Genomic DNA, 24,219 nt, shown 5'->3' with positions numbered 1-24,219 from the left:
GGGGAACAAGATGCGCCGCATTTTCGCACTTCTGGTTTTCGTCGCCACGCCCGCAACCGCGCAGGAAAGCCTGCAGGCCCGCGTCGAGGCAAAGCTTGGCGAGGCCGGGCCAGGCGTGCGCTTCGGGCTCGTCGTGGCGGGCGAGGACGGCAAGGAGATCGTCGCGGTCAATCCCGACGGGCGCTTCATCCCCGCTTCGAACACCAAGATGTTCACCACCGCCGCCGCCTTCGCGACCCTGCCCGGCATCGATCAGCCCGATACGACGGGCGGCGCGACGGTCCGGATCGAGGGGCGCGACGTGGTGCTGGAGGGGCATGGCGACGCGCGCCTGTCGAGCGCCGCCGATTGCACGGTGGATTGCCTCGCCGCGCTGGCCGACGCCGTCGCGGCGAAGACCCGCGTGGTCCGCGACGTGATCGGCGACGACACGCTCTTCCCAGACGAGCGCTGGAGCCCGGGGATGAGCTGGAACAACATTCCCAGCCGTTCGGGCACCGGCATCTCGGCGCTGACGCTCGACGATAATGAGCTGCCGGCGCAGGTGATCCCCGGCGTGGCCGGCGAAGCGCCCAAGCTCGACACGCTGCCCTATTTCGAGATCGAGAACCGCGCGGTGACGGTCGCGTCGGGCAAGACCGATATCGGTTTCGACCGGATGCCGCTCAGCCGCACGATCCGGATGACGGGCACGATCGTCGCGGGCGCCGAGCCCGAAAAACTGCGCTTCGGCATCGACGATCCCGCCGATTATGCCGCGTGGCGATTGAAGACTTTGCTCGAGGCGCGTGGCGTGCGCGTGACCGGCAAGGCGCTGGCGCGGCACCGGCCCTTGTCGCCGTCCGACGATCCAGCCGTGCGCAAGGGCGCGCCCGCGCCGCGGCCGCCTTTGGCCAAACCGCTCGCCAAACTCACCCCCGCGCCGCTGATCGAGGATCTGACCTTCACCAACAAGGTCAGCCAGAACCTCCACGCCGAGCTCTTCCTGCGCCGCGTCGCCGTGCAGCAGGGCAGCGGCTCGATCGCTGACGGCGTCGCGGTGGTCGAGGCGATGCTCGCCGGCGCCGGCGTGCCCCGCCGCGCCTATGACTTCTCCGACGGCTCGGGCATGTCGACCTATAACCGCGTCGCGCCGCGCGGCGTGGTGGTATTCCTGCGCTGGGTCGCCGCGCAGCCCTGGGGTGCGGCATGGCGCGGCACCCTGCCTAATGCCGGTGCCGACGGCACGCTCGCCCGCCGCTTCAAGGGGACGCCGCTGGAGGGCAAGCTCTTCGCCAAGACCGGCACGCTAAACGCCACGAATGCCTTGTCAGGCTATATGGTCGGCAAGAGCGGCAGGACGCTCACCTTCTCGGTCTTCGCCAACGACGTCCCGGAAGGCGTGAGCGCGACCAAGGCGATGGATGCTGCGCTGGAACTGATCGCGGCGGAGAATTGAGGCGCGCAGTAAGGGGATGAAAGCCCGGCGGGAAGCGGACAAGGCCTGCACGGGCTATGCACAGCCGTCCATTAGAAGCGTGACCATGTTCAGATCACGCCGTTCGCGACTCTTGTGGATGGCAATCAACCTGGCTGGCATTGCCGCATTTCTAACGGCGGCATCGCGGTCCTGGATCGAACCTGAACTGGCAAATGTTCCAGGCGCGAGCGTAGGGGACGCCTTTATATGGTTCGTCATGGCGGCCCCGGTCCTGGCGCTATTTCTCATCGGAAATTTGGCTTGGCTGGCCGGTTCGCTGCGAAGCGATGCTTCGAGCAAACGCATGTCCCTCCTGTTTGGCGCTCTGATACTGGCATGTTGGATCGCCGCTTACCTGTTCGACAATTCGCGTCACGGCATCTGAATCTCAGCGTGGAAAGCGTATAGCCGGCCACTCGCAGCCTGCATGGGCGTCTGAGCGAAGTTGCGATTTGGGGGCTCCTAACATGAACATGCAAGAGCAAATCAAAAAGTATATTGCTGATCAACCTGAGCAAAAGCGGGATGAAATGCACGAGCTGCACCAGCTCATACTTCGCATATCGCCAGAATGTAAATTGTGGTTCCTCGACGGTAAAAATAGCGATGGTAAAATAGTTTCAAATCCAAACATAGGGTATGGACATCAGTTAATAGAATATGCAGGTGGAAAAACTAGAGAATTTTACCGGATCGGACTAAGTTCGAATACGACGGGTCTCTCTATATACATTATTGGTATTGAAGATAAGAAATACTTATCTCAAGTTTATGGGGAAAATATAGGTAAGGCTAGTGTAACTGGTTATTGTATCAAATTTAAGACTTTAAAGGGTATAAATATAGATACGCTTGAAGCGGCAATCCGATTTGGGCTGGAAGTTCGTAAATGATAGCTGCTGCCATACCCTGTCAGATCAATTGCGCTGACTGGTAAGGATGCCGACAGGAAGAGGGGATTTCTTGCGCGGCTGCAGTGCGTAAACCACCACTTCTGCAGTGGTCCGAAGCGGTCATCCCGCTCCTGTCCGAAAATCGCTGGCAATGTAGGATTTCGCCTGCTGGGCTCTCAACCGATCGGTTGGGGATTGCTCAGCCCGCGTCCCATGCCGCGATCACCGCATCGCCGGTCTCGGGGCGCAGCGTGAAGATGCCGCTATCGAAATGCCGGCTCGGATGGACGCGATTGGTGAGCAGGGTCCAGGCGATGCCGCGCTCGAAATCGATCCATAGTCCGGTGCCGGTGAAGCCGGTATGGCCGATCGTCTCGTCCGAACAGGCCTGGCCGCCCGACCAGCCGACAAATTTTCTTTCCCAACCGCAGGTGCGGTGGTCGCGATGGGGGGTTCGGATCGCCTGCAGCATCGCCGGCGAGGCGCCACTGCCGTCGAGCAGCCCCCGGGCATAGCCCAGCACCCCGGCGACGGTGCCGAACAACCCGGCATGGCCGGTCTCGCCGCCCATCGCCGAGCAATTCTCGTCATGCACCTCGCCCTTCAGCACCCGGCCCCGCCAATGGCAGAATTCGGTGGCGACGGCGGGCCCGGGGGGCGGGCCGAAGCTGAGCTCCGGGCCGAGCGGCCAATCGGAGAGCGGCTGGCCGGTGATCCGCTCGATCGCGATGCCGAGCAGGATGAAGTTGATGTCCGAATAGGCCGGCGCGACATGCTTCCACTCGCGCTGCAGGACGAAGGCGCGCAGCCGCTGAGGGTCGCCGTCATAGGTGTAGATCGGCTCGACCGCAGGCAGATGCGTGCGGTGTGCCAGGCAGTCCCGGAAGGTCAGCTTGCGCTCGGCGGCGTTGGCGACGTCGTACTGGCGCAGGTCGGGGATCGCGTCGGTCAGCGGGCGGTCGAGGTCGAGCCGGCCCTCGTCGGCGAGCTGGAGGATGATCGTCGTCGTGGCGATCACTTTCGAGACCGAGGCGAGGTCGAACCAATGCTCCTCGGTCAGCACCTCCTGCTCGGGGACCAGCGCAGCCATGCCGGCGAGCCGGATCCAGCGCTGGCCGTCGGCGGTGACCAGGCCCAGCGTCGCGCCGGGGATGCGGCCCTCCGCCACGGATGCGGCGGCGGGAGCGAATGCGGGGTCGATCATGAAACAGCCGGCTCCGGTAGCTTGTTGTCGGGCCGAGCCCTGGCCCGGACGATGAAGGGCAGGAAGATCAGTGCACCCAGGCTCATCGCGCCGGCCATGATGAAGAAGCCGTCATAGCCGATCGCCTTCTGGAACACGCCCGAAAGCCCGGCGAGCAGCCGCGGGATCAGGAAGGCCAGGCCCGAGAGCAATGCATATTGGGCGCCCGGGAAGCGCGGGTTTACGAGCAGCGAGAGGTAGACGACGAACACCGCGCCCTCGAAGCCGTGCCCGAACTGGTCGACCGCCATGGCGAGGTAGAGGTCGAAATCGCCCGCGCTCACCGCCATCGATCCGAGATGGAACAGTATCGGTCCGCCCGGGGCCTGGTGCGCGAGCCAGGCGAAGATCCAGTTGCTCAGCGCCGACATGATTGCGCCGATCACCAGCGCCCAGCCCATCGGCGCCTTGGCCGCCAGCCAGCCGCCCAGCGCCACGCCGAGCATGCTCGAGAAGAGCGCGACGAACCCGTCGGCCACGCCGATCTGGGTCAACCCATAGCCGAGCGCGTTGAACAGCGGGTGGGAGAGGGTGAGCGCCATCACGTCCCCCATCCGATAGACCGAGACGAACAGCAGGATCGGAATGATCAGGATGCCGTATCGCCATGCCACGTTGGCGTACGGCGCCAGCGCCGAGGTGTTGAGCAGGGGATGGTCCGTCGGCAGCTTGGAGATCCAGGGCACCGCGGCGCCCAGCGCGATGAACGGCACCAGCGCGATCCCGAACACATAATAGCTCATCACACTGGGGTTGCTCATCCCGATCGAGCCGATCGCCGTGAGCAATACCCAGCCGACCGCCGCGGCGATCGCCAAGCTCGCGCCGAGCACCACTATGCTGGCGCCCACCCCGGTAGCCAGCGCCGTACCGCGCCCGCCGCCACGTCCGGGATCGGGGCGCATCGCCGCGAGGATCGGGAAGGGCAGGAAGGCGGCCGCCGCGATGACGAGATAGGCCGCCGTCCAGTCCCAGGCCGCCGCGATCAGGATCGCGCCGCTACCCGCCGCGACCATCGCGCTGCGATAGCCCCATAGGTTCGCCGCCACCATCGGCCCCTGCTGCTCGGCGGTGGGGGCGAGCTCGATCCGCCAGGCATCGGCCGCAACTTCGAGCGTGGTGGTCCAGAAGGCGAGCAGCACCGCAAACAACGCGGTTAGCGGCAGGTTGGTGTCGGCGGAGGTGAACGCCATCGCCACGGTCGAGAGAAAGATGCCCAGCTGCGAGAGCATGATCCAGCCGCGACGCTTGCCCCAGAAGCGGCCGAAGCCGGGCACGTCATATTTGTCGAGCAGCGGCGCCCAGGCGAATTTGAACGTCGGCAGTAGCGCTACCCAGGCGAAGAAGCCAACCGTGACGATGTCCACCCCATGCCTGGCCAGCCGGAGCAGCAGCACCGCGTTGAACATGTAGAAGGGCAGGCCGGCAGCAAAGCCGAGCAACAGGTACAGCGCCAACCGTCCGAAACCGGGCCGAATTACGGGAGGGGCGAGGGTCGCGTCAGCCAAGTGCGTGGCTCGCGGATTCAATCGAAGAGCGCAGCAATTGTTGATCCCCCGGGCAGCATTTTCGCGACGCTCGACTGTGCCGCGCGATCCGTCAATGGCCGGAAAATGAGAGAGTGTTGCGCGCACGACACGCTTCGCGACGTTTCTGTGCGTGGCGATGCCGCGATGTTATGGATTGTGCAACAGAAACTATGGCGCAGCGCAACATTCTTGTTACTTAATGCCGCGGTCCGTTCTGGGGTTGAGCGGTCCTTGGGGGGCCATACCATGCTTGCTGCGAAGTCGTTCAAATTGATGCTGGTTTCGGGCACGGCGCTCGCCGCGCTCGCCATTGTGACCCCTGCCGCCGCGCAGACGCAGAACGATCAGGACACGCAGGAGGCCGCGACGCCGACGGGCGCGGGAGCGCCCGTCTCGGATGCGCAGGACGACGAAGCCAAGGGCGCCGAAATCCTGGTGACCGGTTCGCGCATCAAGCAAGACCCAAACAATTCCGCCCTGCCGCTCCAGGTGATCACGACGCAGGAGCTTTCGCGCAACGGCATCAGCAGCCCCGAGCAGCTCGTGATGTTCCTGAGCACCAACGGCAGCGGCGCGGACAATCTTGCCTCCAACGCCGACGTGACCAGCGGTGCGCAGCGTGGCACGAACGGCCTTTCCGCCGCCAATCTTCGCGGCCAGGGCAGCGCCGCCACGCTGGTGCTGCTCAATGGTCGCCGCGTCGCCGCGCACGGCCTCACCGGCTCCGCAGTCGACGTCAACCAGATCCCGTTCGCAGCGATCGAGCGCGTCGAAGTCCTGAAGGACGGCGCTTCAGCGATCTACGGCACCGACGCGGTCGGCGGCGTGATCAACTTCATCACCAAGAAGGACTATCAGGGCCTCGGCCTTCAGGCCTTCACCGACGTTACCGAGCAGGGCGGCGGCAATATCTACCGTCTTTCGGGCATCGCCGGCTATGGCGACCTCGACAAGCAGGGTTTCAACGTGATGGGCGCGGTCGCTTATAGCTGGAACCAGATCCTGCGCGGCTCGGACCGCAGCTTCGTCAATGGCAACCAGCCCAATCGCGGTCTTTCGGTCGACACGCGCGGCACGCCGATCGCCACGGCCTTCAATATCGGCGCCAACGCCGCCCAACTGCCGACCGGCACCTTGCTCACCGGCCTGACCCTCACGGCTCCCAATGGCGCCAACGCGGCCGCCGGCGGCATCAATCCCCTCGATCTGCCCGGCGGCGCCGGCTGCGGGACGATGGACGGTGGCATGCCTTATGACGAAGTCCTGTGGAACGCACCCACCGCTTATTATGCCTGTTCGTGGGATACGGGCCGCGCCGCGGTCATCCAGCAGCCGATCGAGACGCTGACCTATTACGGACGCGGTGTTGTCCGCGTTGCCGGGCAACACGAGATTTCGCTCGAAATCACCGGTTCCGACGCGAAATCGGCCAAGAGCTTCTCGAACGCCCAGCTTTCGGCCAACACGACCAACTTGCCGATCGCATACCCGCTTAACAGCGCCACTGCGGCGACCTACAACAGCGTCTTTAATGCTATCCGTTCGACCTTTGCCGGAAACCCGGCGCAGGTGGCGGCGCTCGACGCCCGCTACGGGCAGCCTATCTCCTATCGCTGGCGCTGCGGAGTCTGCGGTCCGCGCGAGTACAAGACCGACACCAAGACCTTCCGCGCCGCGCTCGGGGTCGAAGGGCCGCTGTGGGAGGGTTGGGATTATCGCGCCGGCGCTTCGTATGCGAAGAGCGAGTCCTCATCGGTGCTCGGCAGCGGCTATTATTATCGCGGCACGCTGGCCAATGGCGCGTACGATCCCCTGGCGCCGGCTGCGGCGGGCACTGCGGGTCGCGGTCTCGTAGGCGTGATGAACAGCGGTCTCATCAACCCCTTCAGCCTAGATCAGACACCCGCCGGCCTTGCAGCGCTCGAATCGGTCTCCGCGCGTGGTGCCACGCTCTATGGCGGCAAATACGAAGTGAAGCAGTTCGACGGATCGGTCTCGGGCCCGCTGTTCCATATCTGGGGGGGCGACGTGCAGCTCGCCGCCGGCGTCGACTATCGCCGCGAGACCTATGCGTTCAACGGCTCCGATGCCGCTGCCGCAACGGCTCCCGTCATTTTCCTAGCGGCGTTCGACAACGTCAACGCACTGACGCCGAAGACCCGCAACGTGAAGGCGGCCTATGCCGAGCTGCTGGTGCCGATCCTGCCCGGCCTGGATATCACCGGCGCGGTGCGCATCGACGATTATACCGGCTTCGGTTCGACGACCAATCCGAAGATTTCGGTCAAATTCCGCCCGATCGACCAGGTCATGTTCCGCGGATCGTTCAACACCGGCTTCCGCGTGCCGTCGTTCAACCAGATCTTCAACGGGATCACCCTGTCGCCCTATGCCGGCAGCGACCTAGCGGATCCGGTGAAGTGCCCGGGCGGCGTGCCGAACGCGACCAACCCGGCCTGCGCCTTCATCCGTCCGGACATCGCCACCGGCGGCAACAGCGAGCTGGGCCCGGAAACGGCGAAGCAGTTCAGCGCGGGCATCGTCATCCAGCCGGCAGCCAATTTCAGCCTTTCGGCAGACTGGTGGTCGATCTCGGTCGACAACACGATTCAGCTGCTGACGCTGCGTCAGCTGATCGACAATGCGTCGTTGTTCCCCGATCGGTTCATTCGTGATGCGGGCGGCACGATCGTGGCGATCGACGATACCTGGGCCAATGCCGGTTCGCGCCGCACCCAGGGTCTCGAATTCTCGGCGCGGGGCGCGATCGACGGGCTGGGCGGACGGTTCGCCGCCGGCCTGGACGGAACGCTGCTGCTCAAGAAGCGCGAGAAGCTGACGCCAACCTCGCCCTATGGCCCGAGCCTGATCGGCGTGTTCACCTTTGCGGGCGACCTGGGCAACAAGTGGAAACACAATGCTTTCATCAGCTATACGACGAACGACATTTCGCTGTCGCTGAGCCAGATCTTCCGCAAGGGCTACAAGAACTTCGCGCTGCCCGGCATCGCGGCGGGCACGGTGACGCGCCCCGACTACAATGAGTTCGTCGACGACTATATCATCTATAACCTGTCGCTGAGCTACACCGGCCTCGCGCCCGGCTACAAGCTGACCGCAGGCGTCAGGAATTTGTTCAACACCGACCCGCCCTTCGCGGTCACCTATGACGGCAACACCGGCGCGGGCAGCTCGTGGGATCCGCGCGTCGCTGATCCGCGCGGCCGCTCGTTCACCATCGCGGCAGAGGTGAAGTTCTAGGATCGATTGGCGATTGCTCCGGGGAAGGGCGCGTCTTCACTGCGGTGAAGGAGCGCCCTCTTCGTTTGTGCGCGGCTGCGGACCGGCGCTGGCCAGTTCAAGCAGCGAATCGCCGCCCAGAGTGCGGTAGAGCGCAACGAGGTTGCTCGCCTGAGTGAGGCGGGTGCCCACCAGCCCGCGCTGCGCCGAATAGAGCGAACGCTGCGCGTCGAGGCTGGATAGGAAGGTGTCGATACCCCCCCGGTAGCGCGCCTCGGTCAGCCGATAGGTGTCGGCAGCCGCTTCGGCCTGGGCGGTATCGGCGCGGAGCTGCTCGGCGATGGTGCCGCGCCGCGCGAGCGCGTCCGAGACTTCGCGGAAGGCAGTCTGAATCGCCTTTTCATAGGTAGCGACTGCCGCCTGCTGCTGCGCTTCACTGAGCGCGACGCCGGCGCGACCGGCACCGGCGCTGAAGATCGGATAGCTGCCGCTGGCGCCCGCCGACCAGTTGAACGCGCCGCCCGAGAACAGGGTGCGCAGCGCATCGCTGGCGAAGCCGAACAATCCGGTAAGTGAGATGCGCGGAAACAATGCCGCACGCGCAGCGCCGATCTCGGCATTGGCGGCGCGGAGCTGATACTCGGCCTGCACGACGTCGGGGCGGCGCAGCAGGATGCCCGAATCGATTCCGGCGGGCAGCTCGGCGATGGCCGACGAAGTCTCATCGATCGAAGCCGGGAGCAGCGCGGCGTCGATCGGCGCGCCAACCAGCAACTGGAGCGCGTTGACGTCCTGCGCCAGCGCAGTGCGCTGCAGCGCGACGTCGGACTGGGCGGTGGCAAGCACCTGCTCGGCCTGGCGCAGATCGGTGCGCGGGGCGATGCCGCCATCGAGCCGCGCCCGGGTGAGTCGTACGCTGCTTTCGGCGCTGGCCGCAGTATCCTGGGCGATCTTGAGCAGGCTGGCGTCTGCAGCATAGTTCAGCCAGGCATCGGCAATGTCGCCGACCAGGGTTAGCCAGGTCGCTCGCGCGCCGGCCTCGGTCGCGAAATAGCGATTCTGCTCGGCGCGGGTAAGCGATGCCACTCGGCCGAACAGGTCGAGCTCGAAGCTCGTGACGCCGACATCCGCCGAGAAGCGCGTGCGCGTGCCAGAGCTCGAGGACGTGCTGCCGGTGGTGCTTCCATCGGAGACGGTGGCGCCCGCGCCGGCATCGATCTCAGGAAGCTGGTTTGCGCGCTGGATGCGATAGTTTGCACGCGCCGCGGCGATGTTGGCGGCGGCGATGCGCAGGTCGCGATTCTCGGTAAGCGCCTGCTGGATGAGCTTTTGCAGGCGGGCGTCGCGGAAGATGTCGCGATAGGTGACTGCGGGGAGCGTCGCTTCGCTCTGTTTGAGATAGGCGTCGCCTACCGGCCATGACGGCGGAACGAGCGCTGCGGGCTGGACATATTTGGGGTCCATCGAGCAGCTCGCCAGCGCGCTGGCGCAGAGGAGCAATGCGATGCGCTTCATGGCTGCGCCTCCGGCTGCGGCGTGTCGTGGTGATGATGCAGTCGGTTGAGGGCGTCGCGCGTGGTGCGGCGGACGATGACGAAGAACAGCGGGATGTAGAAGATCGCGAGGATCGTCGCGGTCAGCATGCCACCAATCACCGAGGTGCCGATGGCGATGCGGCTGTTGGCGCCGGCGCCGGTCGAGATCGCGAGCGGCAGCACGCCGAAAATGAAGGCGAGGCTGGTCATCAGGATCGGGCGGAGACGAATGCGCGCGGCTTCCAGCGCCGCCTCGATCACGCGCTTGCCCTGCTTCTCAGCGCGCTCGGCGAACTCGATCATCAGAATCGCGTTCTTGGCGGCGAGGCCCATCGTGGTGAGCAGGCCGATCTGGAGATAGACGTCGTTCTGCAACCCGCGCAGCGTCACCGCGAAGATCGCGCCGACCAACCCGAGCGGGATGACCAGCAGCACGGCGACGGGGATCGACCAGCTCTCATACAGCGCGGCGAGGCACAGGAAGACGACGATCAGCGAAACCGCGTAGAGCAACGGCGCCTGGCCCGAGGATAGCCGCTCCTGATAGGAAAGGCCGGCCCAGGCGACGCTGGTGCCGGGGATCTGCGCGGCGAGCTCTTCCATGCGCTTCATCGCTTCACCCGAGCTCTTGCCCGGCGCGGCCTGACCCTGGAATTCGAAGGCGGGGATGCCGTTGAAGCGCGACATGGTGGTGGGGGCGGTCGCCCAGCTCGTCCGCGCGAAGGCGGAGAAGGGCGCCATTTCGCCATTGTTGCTGCGGACGAACCATTCGCCGATATTGCCAGGCGCGGCGCGATACTGCGCGTCGCCCTGGACATAGACGCGCTTCACACGGCCGCGATCGATGAAGTCGTTGACATAGCGTCCGCCCCAGGCGGTCGACAGCGTGCTGTTGACGTCGGCCTGGGCGAGGCCGAGCGCCGAGAGCTTCTGCTGGTCGATATCGACCTTGAGCGTGGCGACGTCGGGCAGGTCCGAGAGGCGGATCTGGGCGAGGTCGGGATCGGCATTGGCCGCGGCGAGCAACTTGTCGCGCGCGACGACGAAATCATCGCGCGACATGCCGCTGACATTCTGCAGCTCCATGGTGAAGCCGGTCGACTGGCCGAGCCCACGGATCGACGGCGGAATCAGCGCGAAAACCTGGGCGTCGCGGAAGTTGCGGAACGCGCCGGAGGCGCGGCCCACGATCGCGTCGGCGGTATTGTCCTTGCCCTTGCGTTTGGACCAGTCGGCGAAATTGAGAAAGCCCTGGCCGGTATTCTGGCCGCTGGCACCGCCACCGCCACCGCCACCGGTGACGGTGAACATGGTGGCGATGTTATTGCTCTCGTCCTTCAGGAAATAGCGTTCGATCGCCAATTGCACGTCCTGCGTGCGGCTCTGCGTCGCGCCGGCGGGTAGGCGGAACTGGATCTGGGCGGCGCCCTGGTCCTCGGTCGGCAGGAAGCCGGTCGGCAGGCGGTAGAACATCAGCACCAGCAGCGCGCAGATCGCGGCATAGATCAAAAGGAAGATCCATTTGCGGTCGACGACCCTGTTGACCGCCACCGTGTACCGCTCGACGCCGCGTTCGAAATTGGTGTTGAACACGTCGCGCGCGCGGCCGAAGAATCGGCCGACGGCGGGGAAGCGCTGCTCGACCCAGCCATGATGTTCATCGCTCTTCTTCTTGAGGAGCGTTGCGCACAGCGCCGGCGTGAGAATCAGCGCGACGAGCACCGAAAGCACCATCGCCGACACGATCGTCACCGAGAACTGGCGGTAAATCACGCCGGTCGATCCGCCGAAGAACGCCATTGGCAGGAACACCGCGGAAAGCACCAGCGCAATGCCGACCAGCGCCATCTGGATCTGCTCCATCGACTTGATCGTCGCGTCACGCGGGGAGAGATTTGGATCCTCCTCCATCAGGCGCTCGACATTCTCGACGACGACGATCGCATCGTCGACGAGCATGCCGATCGCGAGCACCAGCCCGAACAAAGTCAGCGTGTTGATCGAGAAGCCGAGCGCATAGAAGACCGCGAAGGTGCCGAGCAGCACCACCGGCACCGCGACGAACGGAATCAAAGTCGCGCGCACGCTCTGTAGGAAGATGAACATGACGATCACGACGAGAATGATCGCCTCGACCAGCGTCTTCACCACTTCCTCGATCGACAGCTTGATGAAGCCCGTCGTGTCGTTGGCATAGGCATAGTCAAACCCGGCCGGGAAGGTCTTGGCGAGCTCCGCGACGCGCGACTTGACGAGATCGGCGGTGGTCAGCGCGTCGGCGCCCGGGGCCAGCGATATACCGATGCCGGCGCCGGGATGGCCGTTGACGCGGCTGACTGCGTTGTAGCTGTCGGCACCGAGCTCGATCCGCGCCACATCCTTGAGCAGCACGGTGGCGCCGCTGGTCTGGGTCTTGAGGATGATCTTGGCGAACTGATCGGGTGTCTGCAGGCGCGACTGGGCGGTCACCGTGGCGTTGAGCATCTGGGTGCTCGGCTGGGGCTGGCCGCCGATCTCGCCGGCGGCGACTTCGGTATTCTGGTTCTGGATCGCGGTGACCACGTCGCTCGGCATCAGCGAATAGCTCGCCAGCCGATCGGGATTCAGCCAGATGCGCATCGCATAGGGCGCGCCGAACACGTTGGTGTCGCCGACGCCCGGAATGCGGGCCAGCGGATCCTGCATGTTGGACGCCATCCAGTCAGACACGTCCTGATTGGTGCGCTTGTCTGTCTTGTCATAGACGCCGACCAGCAGCAGCTGATCGGGGTTGGACTTGGTGACGCGCAGGCCTTGTTGCTGGACCTGTTGCGGCAGGCGGGACAGCGCCTGCTGGACCTGGTTCTGCACCTGGACCTGGGCGATGTCCGGATCGGTGCCTTTTTCGAACGTCGCCGAGATGTTCACCTGGCCGCGCGAGGTGGACGAAGTGGTGAAATAGAGCAGCCCGTCGATACCGGTGAGCTGCTGCTCGATCACCTGGGCGACGCTGTTCTGCACCGTTTCCGCCGACGCGCCGGGATAGGTGGCGCGGACATTGACCTGGGGCGGCGCGATATCGGGATATTGCGCGATCGGGAGCGAGAAGATCGCACCCACGCCGGCCAGCATGACGATGATCGCGATCACCCACGCGAAGATCGGGCGATCGATGAAGATGCGCGACATCGAGGATCAGCCGCCCTTGGCCTTGGCCGCGCCTGCGCCCTTGCCACCCTTGGGCGGCTGGATGTGCTGCGGAGCGGTCGCGGGGACGGGCTTGATCTGCGTGTCGGGCTTCAGATTGGCGATGCCCTGGACGATGACCTTCTCGCCCGGCGCCAGCCCCTGGGTCACCACCCAATTGGGGCCGATCGTGCGCTCGGCGACGACGGTGCGCGCCACGGCGCGGTCGCCGGGCCCGACCACCCAGACGGTGGCGTTGCCCTTCGGATCGCGGGTGATGCCCGGCTGGGGCACCAGGAACGCCTGGGTGTCGATCGCTTGCGCGAAGATCGCGCGAACGAACATGCCCGGCAGCAGTACGCCCTGCGGATTGGAGAAGCGCGCGCGCAGCGTCACCGTGCCGGTGTTCTGATCGACCATCACTTCGGAGAACTCGACGGTGCCGGTCTGGCCGAAATCGCTGCCATCCTCGAGCTTGAGACGCACCGCGGCGCTCGCCGGCACCACGCCGCTGCGGGTCAGCGCCTTGCGGAAGGCGAGCATGTCGGCGCTCGACTGCTGGATGTCGACATAGATCGGATCGAGCCGCTGGATCACCGCGAGCGGATCGGTCTGGTTGGTGGTGACCAATGCGCCTTCGGTCGCCAGCGTGCGACCGATGCGGCCGGTGATCGGCGCGGGAACCCGCGTGAAGCGCAGGTTGATCTGCGCGGTATCGAGCTGTGCCTTGTTCTGCGCCACCGCGGCCTCGGCCTGGCGGGCCTGGGCAAGGGCGTCGGTATAATCCTGCTGCGCCACGGCCTGCATCTGGGCGAGCGGCTTGTAGCGATCGGCGCGGACCCGTGCGGCTTCGGCATTGGCGCGCGCGCTCTGCAGATTGGCCTGCGCCTGCGCCACTGCGGCTTGATAGAGGCTCGGATCGATCTGGTAAAGCGTCTGGCCCTGCTGGACGATCGCGCCTTCTTCGAAGAAGCGGCGCCGGATGAGACCCGCAACCTGAGGACGAACCTCCGACATCTGATAGGCCGTCACGCGGCCCGAGAGTTCGGTGGTGACCGGAACGCTGCTCGGCTGGACGACGACAAAGCCGACCTGAACCGGACCGCCCTGGCCACGCCCCTTTTTCTGCGCGTCGCTGCTGCCACTGCTGCAAGCGGTGAGAATCGATGCCGCGGCCAACAGAGTAAGGCCCGATCGGCGAAGGCTGGTCGGTAACGTTGGAGCCATTCAAGAACCCGCTCAGCGCGCACCCAGAGGCCGGGAGCGCAGGTCAATGCGAAACTCGCTCATAGGCATGCAGTTTCGCTCGTTCCACAGGAGAAATATCTCGGAAACGCGAAAGACCGGGGTTAGCATAGCGGCCGTTCAGATTTCGAGCGCGACCGGAGATGCTTGGCGCATAAAGCTCAGACACGGGAGGCCAATCGCTGCCGAGGCCGCACTTTCTCGCGCGCTTGATCTCGTGCGTTGCGATAGCCGCCGAACGCGCCTAATCGCGCGGCGATGGCACGTATCGAAACCCCCAAGCGGATCCGGGGCACCCAGGACATTTTCGGCGACGAGCAAAGGCGCTTCGCGACCGTGCTCGAGAAGTTCGACTGGGTGCGCCGGCTCTATTGCTTCCAACGGGTGGAAATCCCGGTGTTCGAAGCGACCGGCGTGTTCGCCCGCTCGATGGGTGAGACCAGCGACGTTGTCTCGAAGGAAATGTATACCTTCGAGGATCGCGGCGGTGACTCTATCACGCTGCGCCCCGAATTCACCGCCGGCATCGCTCGGGCCTTCATCACCGAGGGCTGGCAGCAGCATGCGCCGATGAAGCTTGTCACGAGCGGCGCGGTGTTCCGCTACGAGCGGCCGCAAAAGGGGCGGTTCCGCCAGTTCCACCAGATCGATGCCGAGATCATCGGCGCAGCCGAGCCCGCGGCGGATGTCGAACTGCTCGTGCTGGCGGACCAGCTGCTGCACGAGCTGGGCATCGCCGAGGGCGTGACGCTGCAGCTCAACACGCTGGGCGATGCCGAGACGCGCGATGCGTGGCGCACCGCGCTGGTCGCGCATTTCGAAAAGCATCGCGAGGAACTGTCCGAGGACAGCCAGACGCGGCTGGAGAAGAATCCGCTGCGCATCCTCGATTCGAAGGACCCGCGCGACCGGCCGATCGCCGATAGCGCACCGGGGATCGACGCATTCCTGACCGAGGAAGCCGGGGCTTTCTTCAAGGCGGTGACCGACGGGCTCGACGCGGCGGGCGTTGCCTGGACGCGCAATGCGCGACTGGTGCGCGGGCTCGACTATTATCGGCACACCGCGTTCGAGTTCGTTACCGATCGGCTGGGCGCGCAGGGCACCGTGCTCGCGGGCGGACGGTATGACGGGCTGATCGGCTCGCTGGGTGGACCCGAGACGCCGGGTGTGGGCTGGGCTGCGGGCGTCGAGCGGCTGGCGATGCTGATTGATGAGCCGGTGACGGAGCAGCAGGACGTCATTATTGCGATCGAAGACGACCGGGCGATCGGTACCGGGTTTCGCGCGCTCAAGCTGCTTCGCGAAAATGGCCTTTCAGCAGACATGATCGCGACCGGATCGCCGAAGAAACGCTATGATAAGGCGGCCAAGATTCTCGCGACGACACTTGTGGCCATTGGCGTTCGGGACGACAAAATTGTCGTTAATACTCGAGCTGCGAAGGCTTCCGATGCGCACGTGCGCGTGGAAGAGGTGCTTCGGGGCCTGGCGACCGCATGACCAGCATCCCCGCAGACCGCATCGCCGCGATCGAGGCGCGGCGGGATGAGTTGCAGGCGCTGATGGCGACCGGCGACTTGTCGGGCGACAGGTTCGTCCAGGTCTCCAAGGAATATGCGGAGGTCGAGCCTGTCGCGAAAGCGGCTGGCGAGGTGCGGCGGCTGCGCGAGGAAGTCGAGACGCTCACCGGCATGGAAACCGATGGCGATGCCGATCTGCGCGAGATGGCGCGCGAGGAACTCGCCGCGATCCGCGAGCGGCTTCCGCAGGCGGAACGTGGCCTGGCGCTGGCGCTGCTGCCGCGCGACGCGGCCGACGAGCGCGCGGCGATGCTCGAGATCCGCGCCGGCACGGGCGGGGACGAGGCGGCCTTGTTCGCCGGGGACCTGTTCCGCATGTATCAGAAATATGCCGAGCGGCAGGGCTGGCGGGTCGAGCTTATCTCGTCCTCGGCTTCGGACTCGGGCGGGTTCAAGGAAGCGATCGCCTCGGTCGAGGGCAAGGGCGTGTTCGCCCGGCTCAAGTTCGAAAGCGGGGTCCACCGCGTCCAGCGCGTGCCCGCGACCGAGGCGGGCGGGCGCATCCATACCTCCGCCGCCACCGTCGCAGTGCTGCCCGAGGCCGAGGAAGTCGACGTCAAGATCGACGACAAGGATCTGCGCATCGACATCTATCGCTCGTCGGGCCCGGGCGGCCAATCGGTCAACACGACCGATTCGGCGGTGCGCATCGTCCATATCCCGACGGGCCTCGTCGTGATCCAGCAGGACGAGAAATCGCAGCACAAGAACAAGGCCAAGGCGATGAAGGTGCTGCGCACCCGCCTGTACGAGCAGGAACGCGAGCGGCTCCATGCCGAGCGGGCCGGCGCGCGCAAGTCGATGGTCGGATCGGGCGATCGTTCGGAGCGCATTCGCACCTATAATTTCCCGCAGGGCCGGGTGACCGACCACCGCATCAATCTGACGCTGCATCGCCTGCCCGAGATATTGGAAGGCGAGATGGACGAGTTGATCGGCGCGCTGATCGCGCAGGACGAGGCCGACCGGCTGGCGCAGCTCGATTCATGATTCGCGCGGCGCTTGCCGTCGCTGCCCAGCGTCTTGCCAATGTCAGCGACACGCCGCGGCTCGATGCCGAGCTGCTGATGGCGCATGCGCTGGGCGTGTCGCGCGATGAACTGCTTCTGCGGCGGCTCGACGATCCGGTGCCTGATGTTTTCGAGGCGCAGGTCGCGCGACGCCTGGCGCACGAGCCGGTGGCGTACATCACTGGCAGCCGGGCGTTCTGGACGATCGAGTTGCAGGTCGGTCCCGGCGCGCTGGTACCGCGGCCCGACAGCGAGACGCTGATCGAGGCTGCGATCGAGTGGTTCGGGGATCGGGCGCCGGTTTCGATACTCGATTTGGGAACCGGACCCGGCACGTTGCTGCTGGCGGCGCTGGACCATTGGCCCGATGCGAAGGGCCTGGGGGTCGACCAGTCGGAGCAGGCGCTTGTCTATGCGCGTAAGAATGCCGAGCGTCTCGGCATGGCGGACCGCGCCCTGTTCGTTCCAGGCGATTGGGGGGAGGGCCTGGATTCGCGCTTCGACCTGATCCTTGCCAACCCGCCCTATATCGGGACGGATGAGGCATTGCCCGAGGATGTTCGCCGCTACGAACCTGCCGCCGCGCTGTTCGCCGGAGCCGACGGACTCGACGATTATCGCCGCATGATTCCCGATCTGCCAGGGCTGCTGGAGCCGGGCGGCGCGGCGATTGTCGAGATCGGCTGGACCCAGGCCGAGGCGGTATCCGCAATAGCCCGCAATTCCGGTCTGGGCCCGACCGTGTATAAGGATCTCGGCGGGCGTCCCCGTGCGATACGGCTCACTTGAAATCGCATCAAAACGTCACATATTTCTGCTTGGAGATTGATGCTGCACGGGCTAAGAACGGCGCCGGGGCGAGGCACTTTCAACCAAGTTGTTGAAAATAGGGCTATAGCCCACTCCATGGTCATGTGAGCTGCTGCAGTCCGGCAGCCGTGGCAGGCGGGAAGCGCTGGAGACATCCGGCGCGCCCCGCAAATGTAACTTGCATCCGGAACCCATGATGGACCGACGGACGGCTTTGTAGGACAGGACAAACAGACCTTGATGAACAATCGTCAGGCAAACGGCCGCCGTCGCGGTCGTGGCGGTCAGCAACAGCAGCGTGGGGGCAACCCCAATCAGCGCGACAACGGTAATCGTATCGACAATCGCGCCCGCGGTAATGCTGCTCAACTGCTCGAGAAGTACAAGAACCTCGCCCGCGATGCGCAGATGCAGGGCGATCGGGTCAACTCTGAATATTATTTCCAGTTCGCGGATCACTATTTCCGGGTGCTGAGCGAAACCCGCTCGCGCTTCGAGGAGCAGAATCCGAATGCGAACCAGAACCAGAATCGCCGCCCGCGCGACGATGAGGATCAGGACGAGGATTTCGATTTCGAGGCCGATGGCAATCGCGAGGATCGCGACTATCAGGAGCCGCGTCAGCAGCAGCCTCAGCAGCCGCGAGACAATCGCGAGCCGCGCGAGAATCGCGGCAACCGCGACGACCGCGAGGCCCGTGGCAATCGCGACGACCGGGAAGCCCGCGAGCCGCGCGAAGCCCGCGAGCCGCGTGAGGCGCGCGAGCCGCGTGACGATCGCCGCAATGGCCGCCCCACTGGATATGCGAACGGCAACAGCCAATATGCCGAAGCCGCGCCGGCCGAGACTTTCGAAGCCGGTAGCGAGGAAGCGCAGGACCGCGCCCCGCGCCGTCGCGGTCGCCCTCGCCGCGACGAAGCCGTCGAGGCCGAAGCGCCGCATGTGATCGACGTCGCGGTGTTGCCGCCCGCGTTCGGCATCGAAGCCGCTGCCGAGACGAGCGAAGAGGCACCCAAGAAGCCGCGCCGCCGTCGTGCCAAGAGCGACGATGCCGAGGTTTCGACTTCCTGATTAGGTAGTCCCGGCGCCTGCCGGAATGACGATTTCAAGACAGACTAGCCCTTGCGGCGCAACCTGCTAGCATCCTTCCCTGAGACTATCGGGGGAGGATGCCATGCGTTTGTGGGCACTCGTTCTTGTGGGCGCACCGTTCGCCGCACAAGCGCAGACGGCGGCGGTGCCGTCTCCGGAGCAGAGTGCGCAGGGCGATGTCTCGGTCACCATCTACAACAATGATCTTGCGCTCGTGCAGGACATGCGCACGCTGACGCTGCCCAAGGGCCGCGCGCGCCAGGAATTCCCCGACGTTTCCGCCCAGATCCGGCCAGAGACCGTCACCCTGTCGACGGAAGGTGCAGGCATCGTCGAGCAGAATTTCGATTATGACCTGCTTTCGCCCGACAAGCTGATGGACAAATCGGTCGGCCAGACCGTGTCGCTGGTCCGCACCAACCCCGCCACCGGCGCCGAGACGCGCGAGAGCGCGCAGGTGCTGGCCAATAACGGCGGCACGATCGTTCGCATCGGCGATCGGATCGAGGTGCTGGGCGGGATGGGTGCGCGGGTGGTCTTTCCGTCGCTTCCGCCCAATCTGCGCGCGCGGCCGACACTGTCGGTAACGCTCGATGCCGCGCGGTCCGGGTCCCGCCCGGTGACGCTGAGCTATCTCTCGAGGGGCTTTGGCTGGGCCGCCGATTATGTCGCACTGTTCGATGAAGGGGCAGGCAAGATCGATGTCCAGGGCTGGATCACGCTGAGAAACAATAGCGGCACCAGCTTTCCCAATGCGCGCACGCTGCTGGTCGCCGGCGCGGTGGGCGGGCAGCAGGACAATCGCGATCGCTATTCGCCGCCCCGGCCCTCGGGCAATCGCCCGGGTACCGAAAGTGCCAATCGCGAGCGGCTCGGCGACTATTATGTCTATCCGATCGAAGGCCGCACGACGATCGCCAACGCGCAGCAGAAGCAGGTGAGCTTCCTCGACGTGTCGGGCGCGCCGGCGAGCAAGGGCTATTTCTATCGCAACGATTGGCTCGGCAGCGCGAACGAGGCGGTGAGCGTCGATACCGTGCTGCGCTTCTCCTCCTCGCGCTCGGGCGGGCTGGGCGATGCGCTGCCGGCCGGTACGGTGCGCGTCTACATGCGCGATGCGCGCGGCCAGCCGCAATTCATCGGCGAGAACGCCATCCCGCATACGCCGATGGGATCGGATCTTGCGCTCAAGACCGGCGAGGCGTTCGACGTGAAGATCCAGCCGACGGTCGAGAAGCGTGCCCGAATCGACAGCGGCGAATGGCAACGCACCGCGCGCTTCCGCATTACCGACGGCTCGGGCGTGGTCCGCGAGGAAACCTGGGAACGCGCCGTGATCTATTGGCGGACCAGCATGCGCTATCGCATCACCAATGCCCGGCCGACTCCAGTGACTGTCGAGGTGGTGCAGGGCGGCCTCGACAATTGGTGGCACGATACGCGGGTGCCCAATGAGAGCATCAAGGGCAGCCGGCGTTCGGTCGACGAGCGGGCGTGGCAAGTCACCGTTCCGGCCAATGGCGAGACGGTGCTGACCGCCGATTTCGACACGCGCTACTGAGCCGGCGATGGGTCGGCCGGGCTTGATCGGGTTGATCCTCGGGGCCGCGCTGGGCGCTGCCGGGCCGGCTGCGGCGCAGGCGATCGTCACCTCCGACAAGACGGAAGCAGTATCCGTCACCATTTATCGTGCGGAAGAGCGCGGATCCGACGAGGCGATGAATCTCGACTGGCTGCAAGGCTATGCGCTGGTCACCGAGCGGCGGACCGTGACGATTCCCGCGGGGCGCGCGGTGATCCGGTTCGAAGGCGTCGCAGGCGGGATGCTGCCGGAAAGCGCGATCGTCACCGGATTGCCGGCGGGCGTCCGCGAGAAGAATCTGGACGCCGACCTGCTCTCGCCGCGCAACCTTTACGCGCGTGCGCTCGGCCGGCCGGTGACCTTGCGCCGGACCAACCGCAAGACCGGGGAAGTTCGCGAGGAGTGGGCTATCATCCGCTCCGGGCCCGACGGCGCGGCCATCCTGCAGACCAAGGACGGGTTCGAGGCAGTGAATTGCGGGTCGCTCGCGGAAGAGCCGGTCTATGACGGCGTGCCGCCCGGTTTGCCCGCGCGGCCGACCTTGTCGATCGAGACCGATTCGCCCGCGCCCGCCACCGTGACCCTGACCCTGTCCTATCTTTCCTGGGGGTTCGACTGGCAGACCAACTATGTGGTCCGGATGCGCGACGGCGGCGAGCGGGCCGATCTCACCGCATGGGTGACGCTGGCGAATAGCGATCCGACCAGCTTTATAGATGCCGAAATGGCGGTCGTCGCAGGCAAGCTCAATCGCGAAGATGAGCGGAATTATGCCGGGCGACAGGAGCAACGGCTGACGTTTCGCTGCTTCTACCGCCCGGTTCTCGCCATGGTTGCCCCGGCCATGCAAGCCGGGATGGTCGACACGCAGGACGGGATTGGTGAAATCGTCGTGACCGGCATGCGAAGAATGGGCTTCATGTCCACGCCCGTCACCGTCCAGGGCGAGGATCTCGGCGATCTGAAGCTCTATCGCATGCCGATCGCGACCACGATCGCGTCGAATGCGCAGAAGCAGGTCGCGATGTACGACAAGCCGGGCGTCAAGGTGGCCATCGTCTATGCCGCCGATCTGGATGCCGTCGATCCTGACGAGGAGACGCCGGTTCGATTGACCCTGCGCGCGCGCAACAAGCGCGAGGACGGGCTGGGGGTGGCGCTTCCCGCCGGACCCGTCGCGGTGTTCGAGCCGCTGGGAGCGACCGACGCGCTGTCCGGCCTGGGCTATCTGCCCGACAAGGCCGTAGGCGAGGATGTCGACGTGACCGTCGGCGAGGCCACCCAGGTCCATGTGCTGGGGCAGGAAGTCGAGAGGCAGGACGAGGGAGCCGCACAACGTTCGAGCGACTTCGTCTATTCGGTGAGCAATGCGAACCCATGGCCGGTCAGCTTCGAGGCCATGCTGGACTTTGACAGCACGACCTATCGCCTCGAGCCGCGTTCGGCGCGTCTCGGGCGCAAGAATGGCCGCACGCTCTGGGCGGTTCGCGTGCCGGCAAACGGCACCGCGACGCTGCGCTATCGGCTGACGCGGATCGTCGATTAATCGATATCCACCTCGCCCTTCAGCGGATCCTCGACCTGTTCGTCATGCCCGGTGCCCGAGCTCAGGAACATCAGCCCCATCAGCGCGGCGGCGAGCATCATCGTCAGGAACACGCCGAAGAAAGTGGCGATCGCGGTGACGATCTGCAACTCGCCCATCGACCAGTAGAGCGCCAGTTCGGCGAGGCCGACGGTGAGCAGCGAGACGAGCGCCATCCAGCCCAGGATTCGGCGATAGCGGCCCCAGGCAAAAGCCGCATATTCGGGGTCGTCGAGACCCGGTCCGTCGTTGGCGCGCCGGTCATCCATGGCTTTGCAATTGGGCGCGAATCATGGGAGAAACAATCGCCTGAACCCGTATGCGGAGATAAGCGGTGACTATCGCAGCGATCCTGGGGGGCAAAGGCCATGAAGTGGTGTCGATCAGCGCCGATCGGACCGTGGCCGAAGCAGTGACATTGTTGGCGGGGCGACGAATCGGCGCGGTGCCGGTGCTCGACGGCGACACGATCGCCGGCATCTTTTCCGAACGCGACGTGATCCATTGCCTCGAGGAATTCGGGACGGCGGCGCTCGATCGAACGGTCAGCCAGGTGATGACGGCGCCGGCGATCACGGTCACCCCGGCCGAGACCGCGCTGGGCGCGCTGGCGCTGATGACGCGGCGTCGGGTGCGCCATCTGCCGGTGGTCGACGGCGACAAGATCGTCGGCTTCATCTCGATCGGTGACCTGGTGAAGTACCGGATCGACAAGATCGAATCCGAAGCCGAGGCGATGCGGGCCTATATCCAAGCGGTCTAGCCGAACTGCGAACGGAGACGGCTGAAATCAGGGGTTCCGGGGCCACCGGAGCAGTGGGTCGACGCGTTCAAGTTGACACGGTTGACACCTGCTATGTGGAAAATCCTTCCTTCCCGAAAAATGCGGTTTTCGGAGGGTTCAACGATGAGAAAGAGCGGGTCCTTCGATCGCTTTTGAAATCCTACATTGCAAGGCAGGGGCTGCCGATTTCACCTTCGTCATCCCGGCTTTCGCCGGGATGACGAGATATTGGAGAGACGCGCCCTAGCCCGCCCGATTGCGGACGAGCGCGATCACTTCGACCAGCATAGCGCGCGCGAAGAGGAGGAGCAGCGCGCCATAGGCCGCGGCGCCGGTGACGATGAGAATACCGAGCCGGGCGAGCGGCGCCATCTGCGGCAACAAATGATCGACGCTGGCGACCAGCAGGCCCATCGCCGCGGCCGCGAGCACCGGCGCCGCGATCGCCTCGACAAGTGTGCGCAACCGGACGCCAATCACCGGCAGCGTCCGCCAAGTGCAGATCGCCAGATAGAGCGGATAGGAGACGAACCAGGCCGCGATCAGCCCCTGAATGCCCCATTGGATTCCGACGAGAAACGCAACCGGAAGCAATGCGGCGCCGGTCGCGGCGTTGCGCGCGCTGATTCCCGGACGGCCGCAGGCGTCGCTCGCGGGGGCGAACAGCGTCTGCATCGTCATCATCGGCATGGCGAGCGCGAGCCAATGGACGATCGGGGCGGCCTCCATCCATTTGGGGCCGAGCACGACCTGGACCAACGGATCGGACGTCGCGGCGAGACCCATATAGAAGGGCATCGCCACCACCATGATGATCTGCGCGCCCTTGACGAATGCCTTGCCGACGGCGGCGCGATCGTCCTTCAGCCGCGCATAAGCGGAGAAGGCGACCTCGTTGAGCGGCGGCACGAACTTCGAGACGAAGATCTGGGTTAGGAACAGGCTGGTCGTATAGATACCCAAGGTGTGCGCATCGAACTGGCGGCCGGCGATGAACACATCGGCCTGGCTCTGCAGGAACCAGAAAATCTGGCCCGTCGCCATGACCGCGCCGAATCGCGCCATGTCACCGGCGCCGCGGAAGTTGAAGCTCGGCCACATCAATGAGCGCGCGGCCAAGGTCATCCCGATCGCACGGACACTGAACAAAGCGATGGGCGCGGCGACCAGCGTCCATACGCCCCATCCCGCGAGCGCGCCGCCGAGCGCGGCAAGCGCGCCGGCCGCGGCGGAGACGAAGTTCACCTGCGCCTGTTTGCGGAAATCCATCTCGCGGGCGAGCAAGGCATAGGGGAGGGCGATGAACGGCGTCGCGATATAGAGCAGAGCCTGCACGCGCAGCAGATCGGTCACCATCGGCTGGCGATAATAGGCCGCGGCGAGCGGCGCGGCGGCGAACTGGATCGCGCCGAGCCCGAGGTTCAAGAGGATCAGCATGCCGAAGAGCTGGCGCTGCGCATGCCG

Annotated in this window: 18 protein-coding genes and 1 pseudogene (1 of these 19 only partly in view); 12 read left to right on the top strand and 7 right to left on the bottom strand. The window is 65.2% G+C overall.

The annotated features are described in order from the left end of the window. The first annotated feature begins 10 nt into the window (after positions 1-10). From dacB to IAG41_RS11920, 3 genes are all read left to right on the top strand, one after another. Positions 11-1,438: a D-alanyl-D-alanine carboxypeptidase/D-alanyl-D-alanine-endopeptidase gene (dacB, locus tag IAG41_RS11930; protein WP_187728857.1), complete on the top strand. Its 1,428-nt coding sequence runs from the start codon at positions 11-13 to the stop codon at positions 1,436-1,438. A gap of 118 nt (positions 1,439-1,556) precedes the next feature. Next, entirely contained in the window at positions 1,557-1,844 is a 288-nt protein-coding gene (locus tag IAG41_RS11925) for a hypothetical protein (protein WP_187728856.1), read from the top strand. An 82-nt stretch (positions 1,845-1,926) separates the two neighbouring features. Beyond that, a complete protein-coding gene (locus tag IAG41_RS11920) occupies positions 1,927-2,352 on the top strand; it encodes a DUF1801 domain-containing protein (protein ID WP_187728855.1) in 426 nt (141 codons plus the stop codon). A 199-nt stretch (positions 2,353-2,551) separates the two neighbouring features. Here IAG41_RS11920 and IAG41_RS11915 read toward each other — a convergent pair whose 3' ends face one another. Continuing rightward, positions 2,552-3,556 carry a serine hydrolase domain-containing protein gene (locus IAG41_RS11915; protein ID WP_187728854.1) on the bottom strand — a complete coding sequence of 335 codons (1,005 nt, stop codon included), beginning with the start codon at positions 3,554-3,556 and terminating at the stop codon, positions 2,552-2,554. Next, positions 3,553-5,103, bottom strand: coding sequence for a permease (locus tag IAG41_RS11910; protein WP_262408631.1), 1,551 nt, complete (start codon positions 5,101-5,103; stop codon positions 3,553-3,555). The genes IAG41_RS11915 and IAG41_RS11910 overlap by 4 nt, the downstream gene beginning before the upstream one ends. A gap of 267 nt (positions 5,104-5,370) precedes the next feature. Between IAG41_RS11910 and IAG41_RS11905 the strand changes: the two genes are divergently transcribed. Then, positions 5,371-8,385, top strand: a complete 3,015-nt coding sequence (locus IAG41_RS11905) for a TonB-dependent receptor domain-containing protein (protein ID WP_222950666.1) — start codon at positions 5,371-5,373, stop codon at positions 8,383-8,385. Between the two features lie 36 nt (positions 8,386-8,421). Here IAG41_RS11905 and IAG41_RS11900 read toward each other — a convergent pair whose 3' ends face one another. The 3 genes from IAG41_RS11900 to IAG41_RS11890 are packed head-to-tail and all read right to left on the bottom strand — an operon-like array spanning position 8,422 to position 14,291. Further along, a complete protein-coding gene (locus IAG41_RS11900; protein WP_187728853.1) occupies positions 8,422-9,879 on the bottom strand; it encodes an efflux transporter outer membrane subunit in 1,458 nt (485 codons plus the stop codon). Continuing rightward, positions 9,876-13,067, bottom strand: a complete 3,192-nt coding sequence (locus IAG41_RS11895; RefSeq protein ID WP_187728852.1) for an efflux RND transporter permease subunit — start codon at positions 13,065-13,067, stop codon at positions 9,876-9,878. The genes IAG41_RS11900 and IAG41_RS11895 overlap by 4 nt, the downstream gene beginning before the upstream one ends. A gap of 6 nt (positions 13,068-13,073) precedes the next feature. Further along, positions 13,074-14,291 carry an efflux RND transporter periplasmic adaptor subunit gene (locus IAG41_RS11890; protein WP_187728851.1) on the bottom strand — a complete coding sequence of 406 codons (1,218 nt, stop codon included), beginning with the start codon at positions 14,289-14,291 and terminating at the stop codon, positions 13,074-13,076. 276 nt (positions 14,292-14,567) lie between these two features. Between IAG41_RS11890 and hisS the strand changes: the two genes are divergently transcribed. From hisS to IAG41_RS11860, 7 genes and pseudogenes are all read left to right on the top strand, one after another. Next, entirely contained in the window at positions 14,568-15,812 is a 1,245-nt protein-coding gene (hisS, locus tag IAG41_RS11885; RefSeq protein WP_187728850.1) for a histidine--tRNA ligase, read from the top strand. Beyond that, positions 15,809-16,882: a peptide chain release factor 1 gene (prfA, locus tag IAG41_RS11880; protein ID WP_187728849.1), complete on the top strand. Its 1,074-nt coding sequence runs from the start codon at positions 15,809-15,811 to the stop codon at positions 16,880-16,882. The genes hisS and prfA overlap by 4 nt, the downstream gene beginning before the upstream one ends. Next, positions 16,879-17,691, top strand: a complete 813-nt coding sequence (prmC, locus tag IAG41_RS11875) for a peptide chain release factor N(5)-glutamine methyltransferase (RefSeq protein WP_187728848.1) — start codon at positions 16,879-16,881, stop codon at positions 17,689-17,691. The genes prfA and prmC overlap by 4 nt, the downstream gene beginning before the upstream one ends. A gap of 261 nt (positions 17,692-17,952) precedes the next feature. Beyond that, a pseudogene (locus IAG41_RS23485) lies at positions 17,953-18,141 on the top strand (DUF4167 domain-containing protein); the annotation flags it as partial. A 513-nt stretch (positions 18,142-18,654) separates the two neighbouring features. Continuing rightward, positions 18,655-18,783 (top strand): hypothetical protein, encoded by a 129-nt coding sequence (locus IAG41_RS23480; RefSeq protein WP_316251154.1) that lies wholly within the window; start codon positions 18,655-18,657, stop codon positions 18,781-18,783. A gap of 103 nt (positions 18,784-18,886) precedes the next feature. Further along, on the top strand, positions 18,887-20,365 hold the full coding sequence (locus IAG41_RS11865; protein WP_187728846.1) for a DUF4139 domain-containing protein: 1,479 nt from the start codon (positions 18,887-18,889) through the stop codon (positions 20,363-20,365). A 22-nt stretch (positions 20,366-20,387) separates the two neighbouring features. Continuing rightward, positions 20,388-21,932: a DUF4139 domain-containing protein gene (locus tag IAG41_RS11860; protein WP_262408629.1), complete on the top strand. Its 1,545-nt coding sequence runs from the start codon at positions 20,388-20,390 to the stop codon at positions 21,930-21,932. Here IAG41_RS11860 and IAG41_RS11855 read toward each other — a convergent pair. After that, the gene (locus IAG41_RS11855; protein WP_187728844.1) at positions 21,929-22,240 is read right to left on the bottom strand and encodes a hypothetical protein; all 312 of its coding nucleotides are present in this window, start codon (positions 22,238-22,240) and stop codon (positions 21,929-21,931) included. The genes IAG41_RS11860 and IAG41_RS11855 overlap by 4 nt on opposite strands. A gap of 65 nt (positions 22,241-22,305) precedes the next feature. Here IAG41_RS11855 and IAG41_RS11850 point away from each other — a divergent pair, with 65 nt between their 5' ends. After that, entirely contained in the window at positions 22,306-22,734 is a 429-nt protein-coding gene (locus IAG41_RS11850) for a CBS domain-containing protein (RefSeq protein ID WP_187728843.1), read from the top strand. A 264-nt stretch (positions 22,735-22,998) separates the two neighbouring features. Here the strand turns inward: IAG41_RS11850 and IAG41_RS11845 are convergent, their stop codons facing one another. Beyond that, positions 22,999-24,219, bottom strand: partial view of a lipopolysaccharide biosynthesis protein gene (locus tag IAG41_RS11845; protein WP_187728842.1) — the 3' portion only. 282 nt of this gene lie beyond the right edge of the window; 1,221 of the gene's 1,503 nt are visible here — the last part of the coding sequence; its start codon lies beyond the right edge, outside the window — the gene reads right to left on this strand; the stop codon is at positions 22,999-23,001.

It is taken from the genome of Sphingomonas sp. JC676, from assembly GCF_014489075.1.
Taxonomy (GTDB): Bacteria; Pseudomonadota; Alphaproteobacteria; order Sphingomonadales; family Sphingomonadaceae; genus Sphingomonas.
This window is presented reverse-complemented; position numbering and strand designations above follow the sequence as displayed.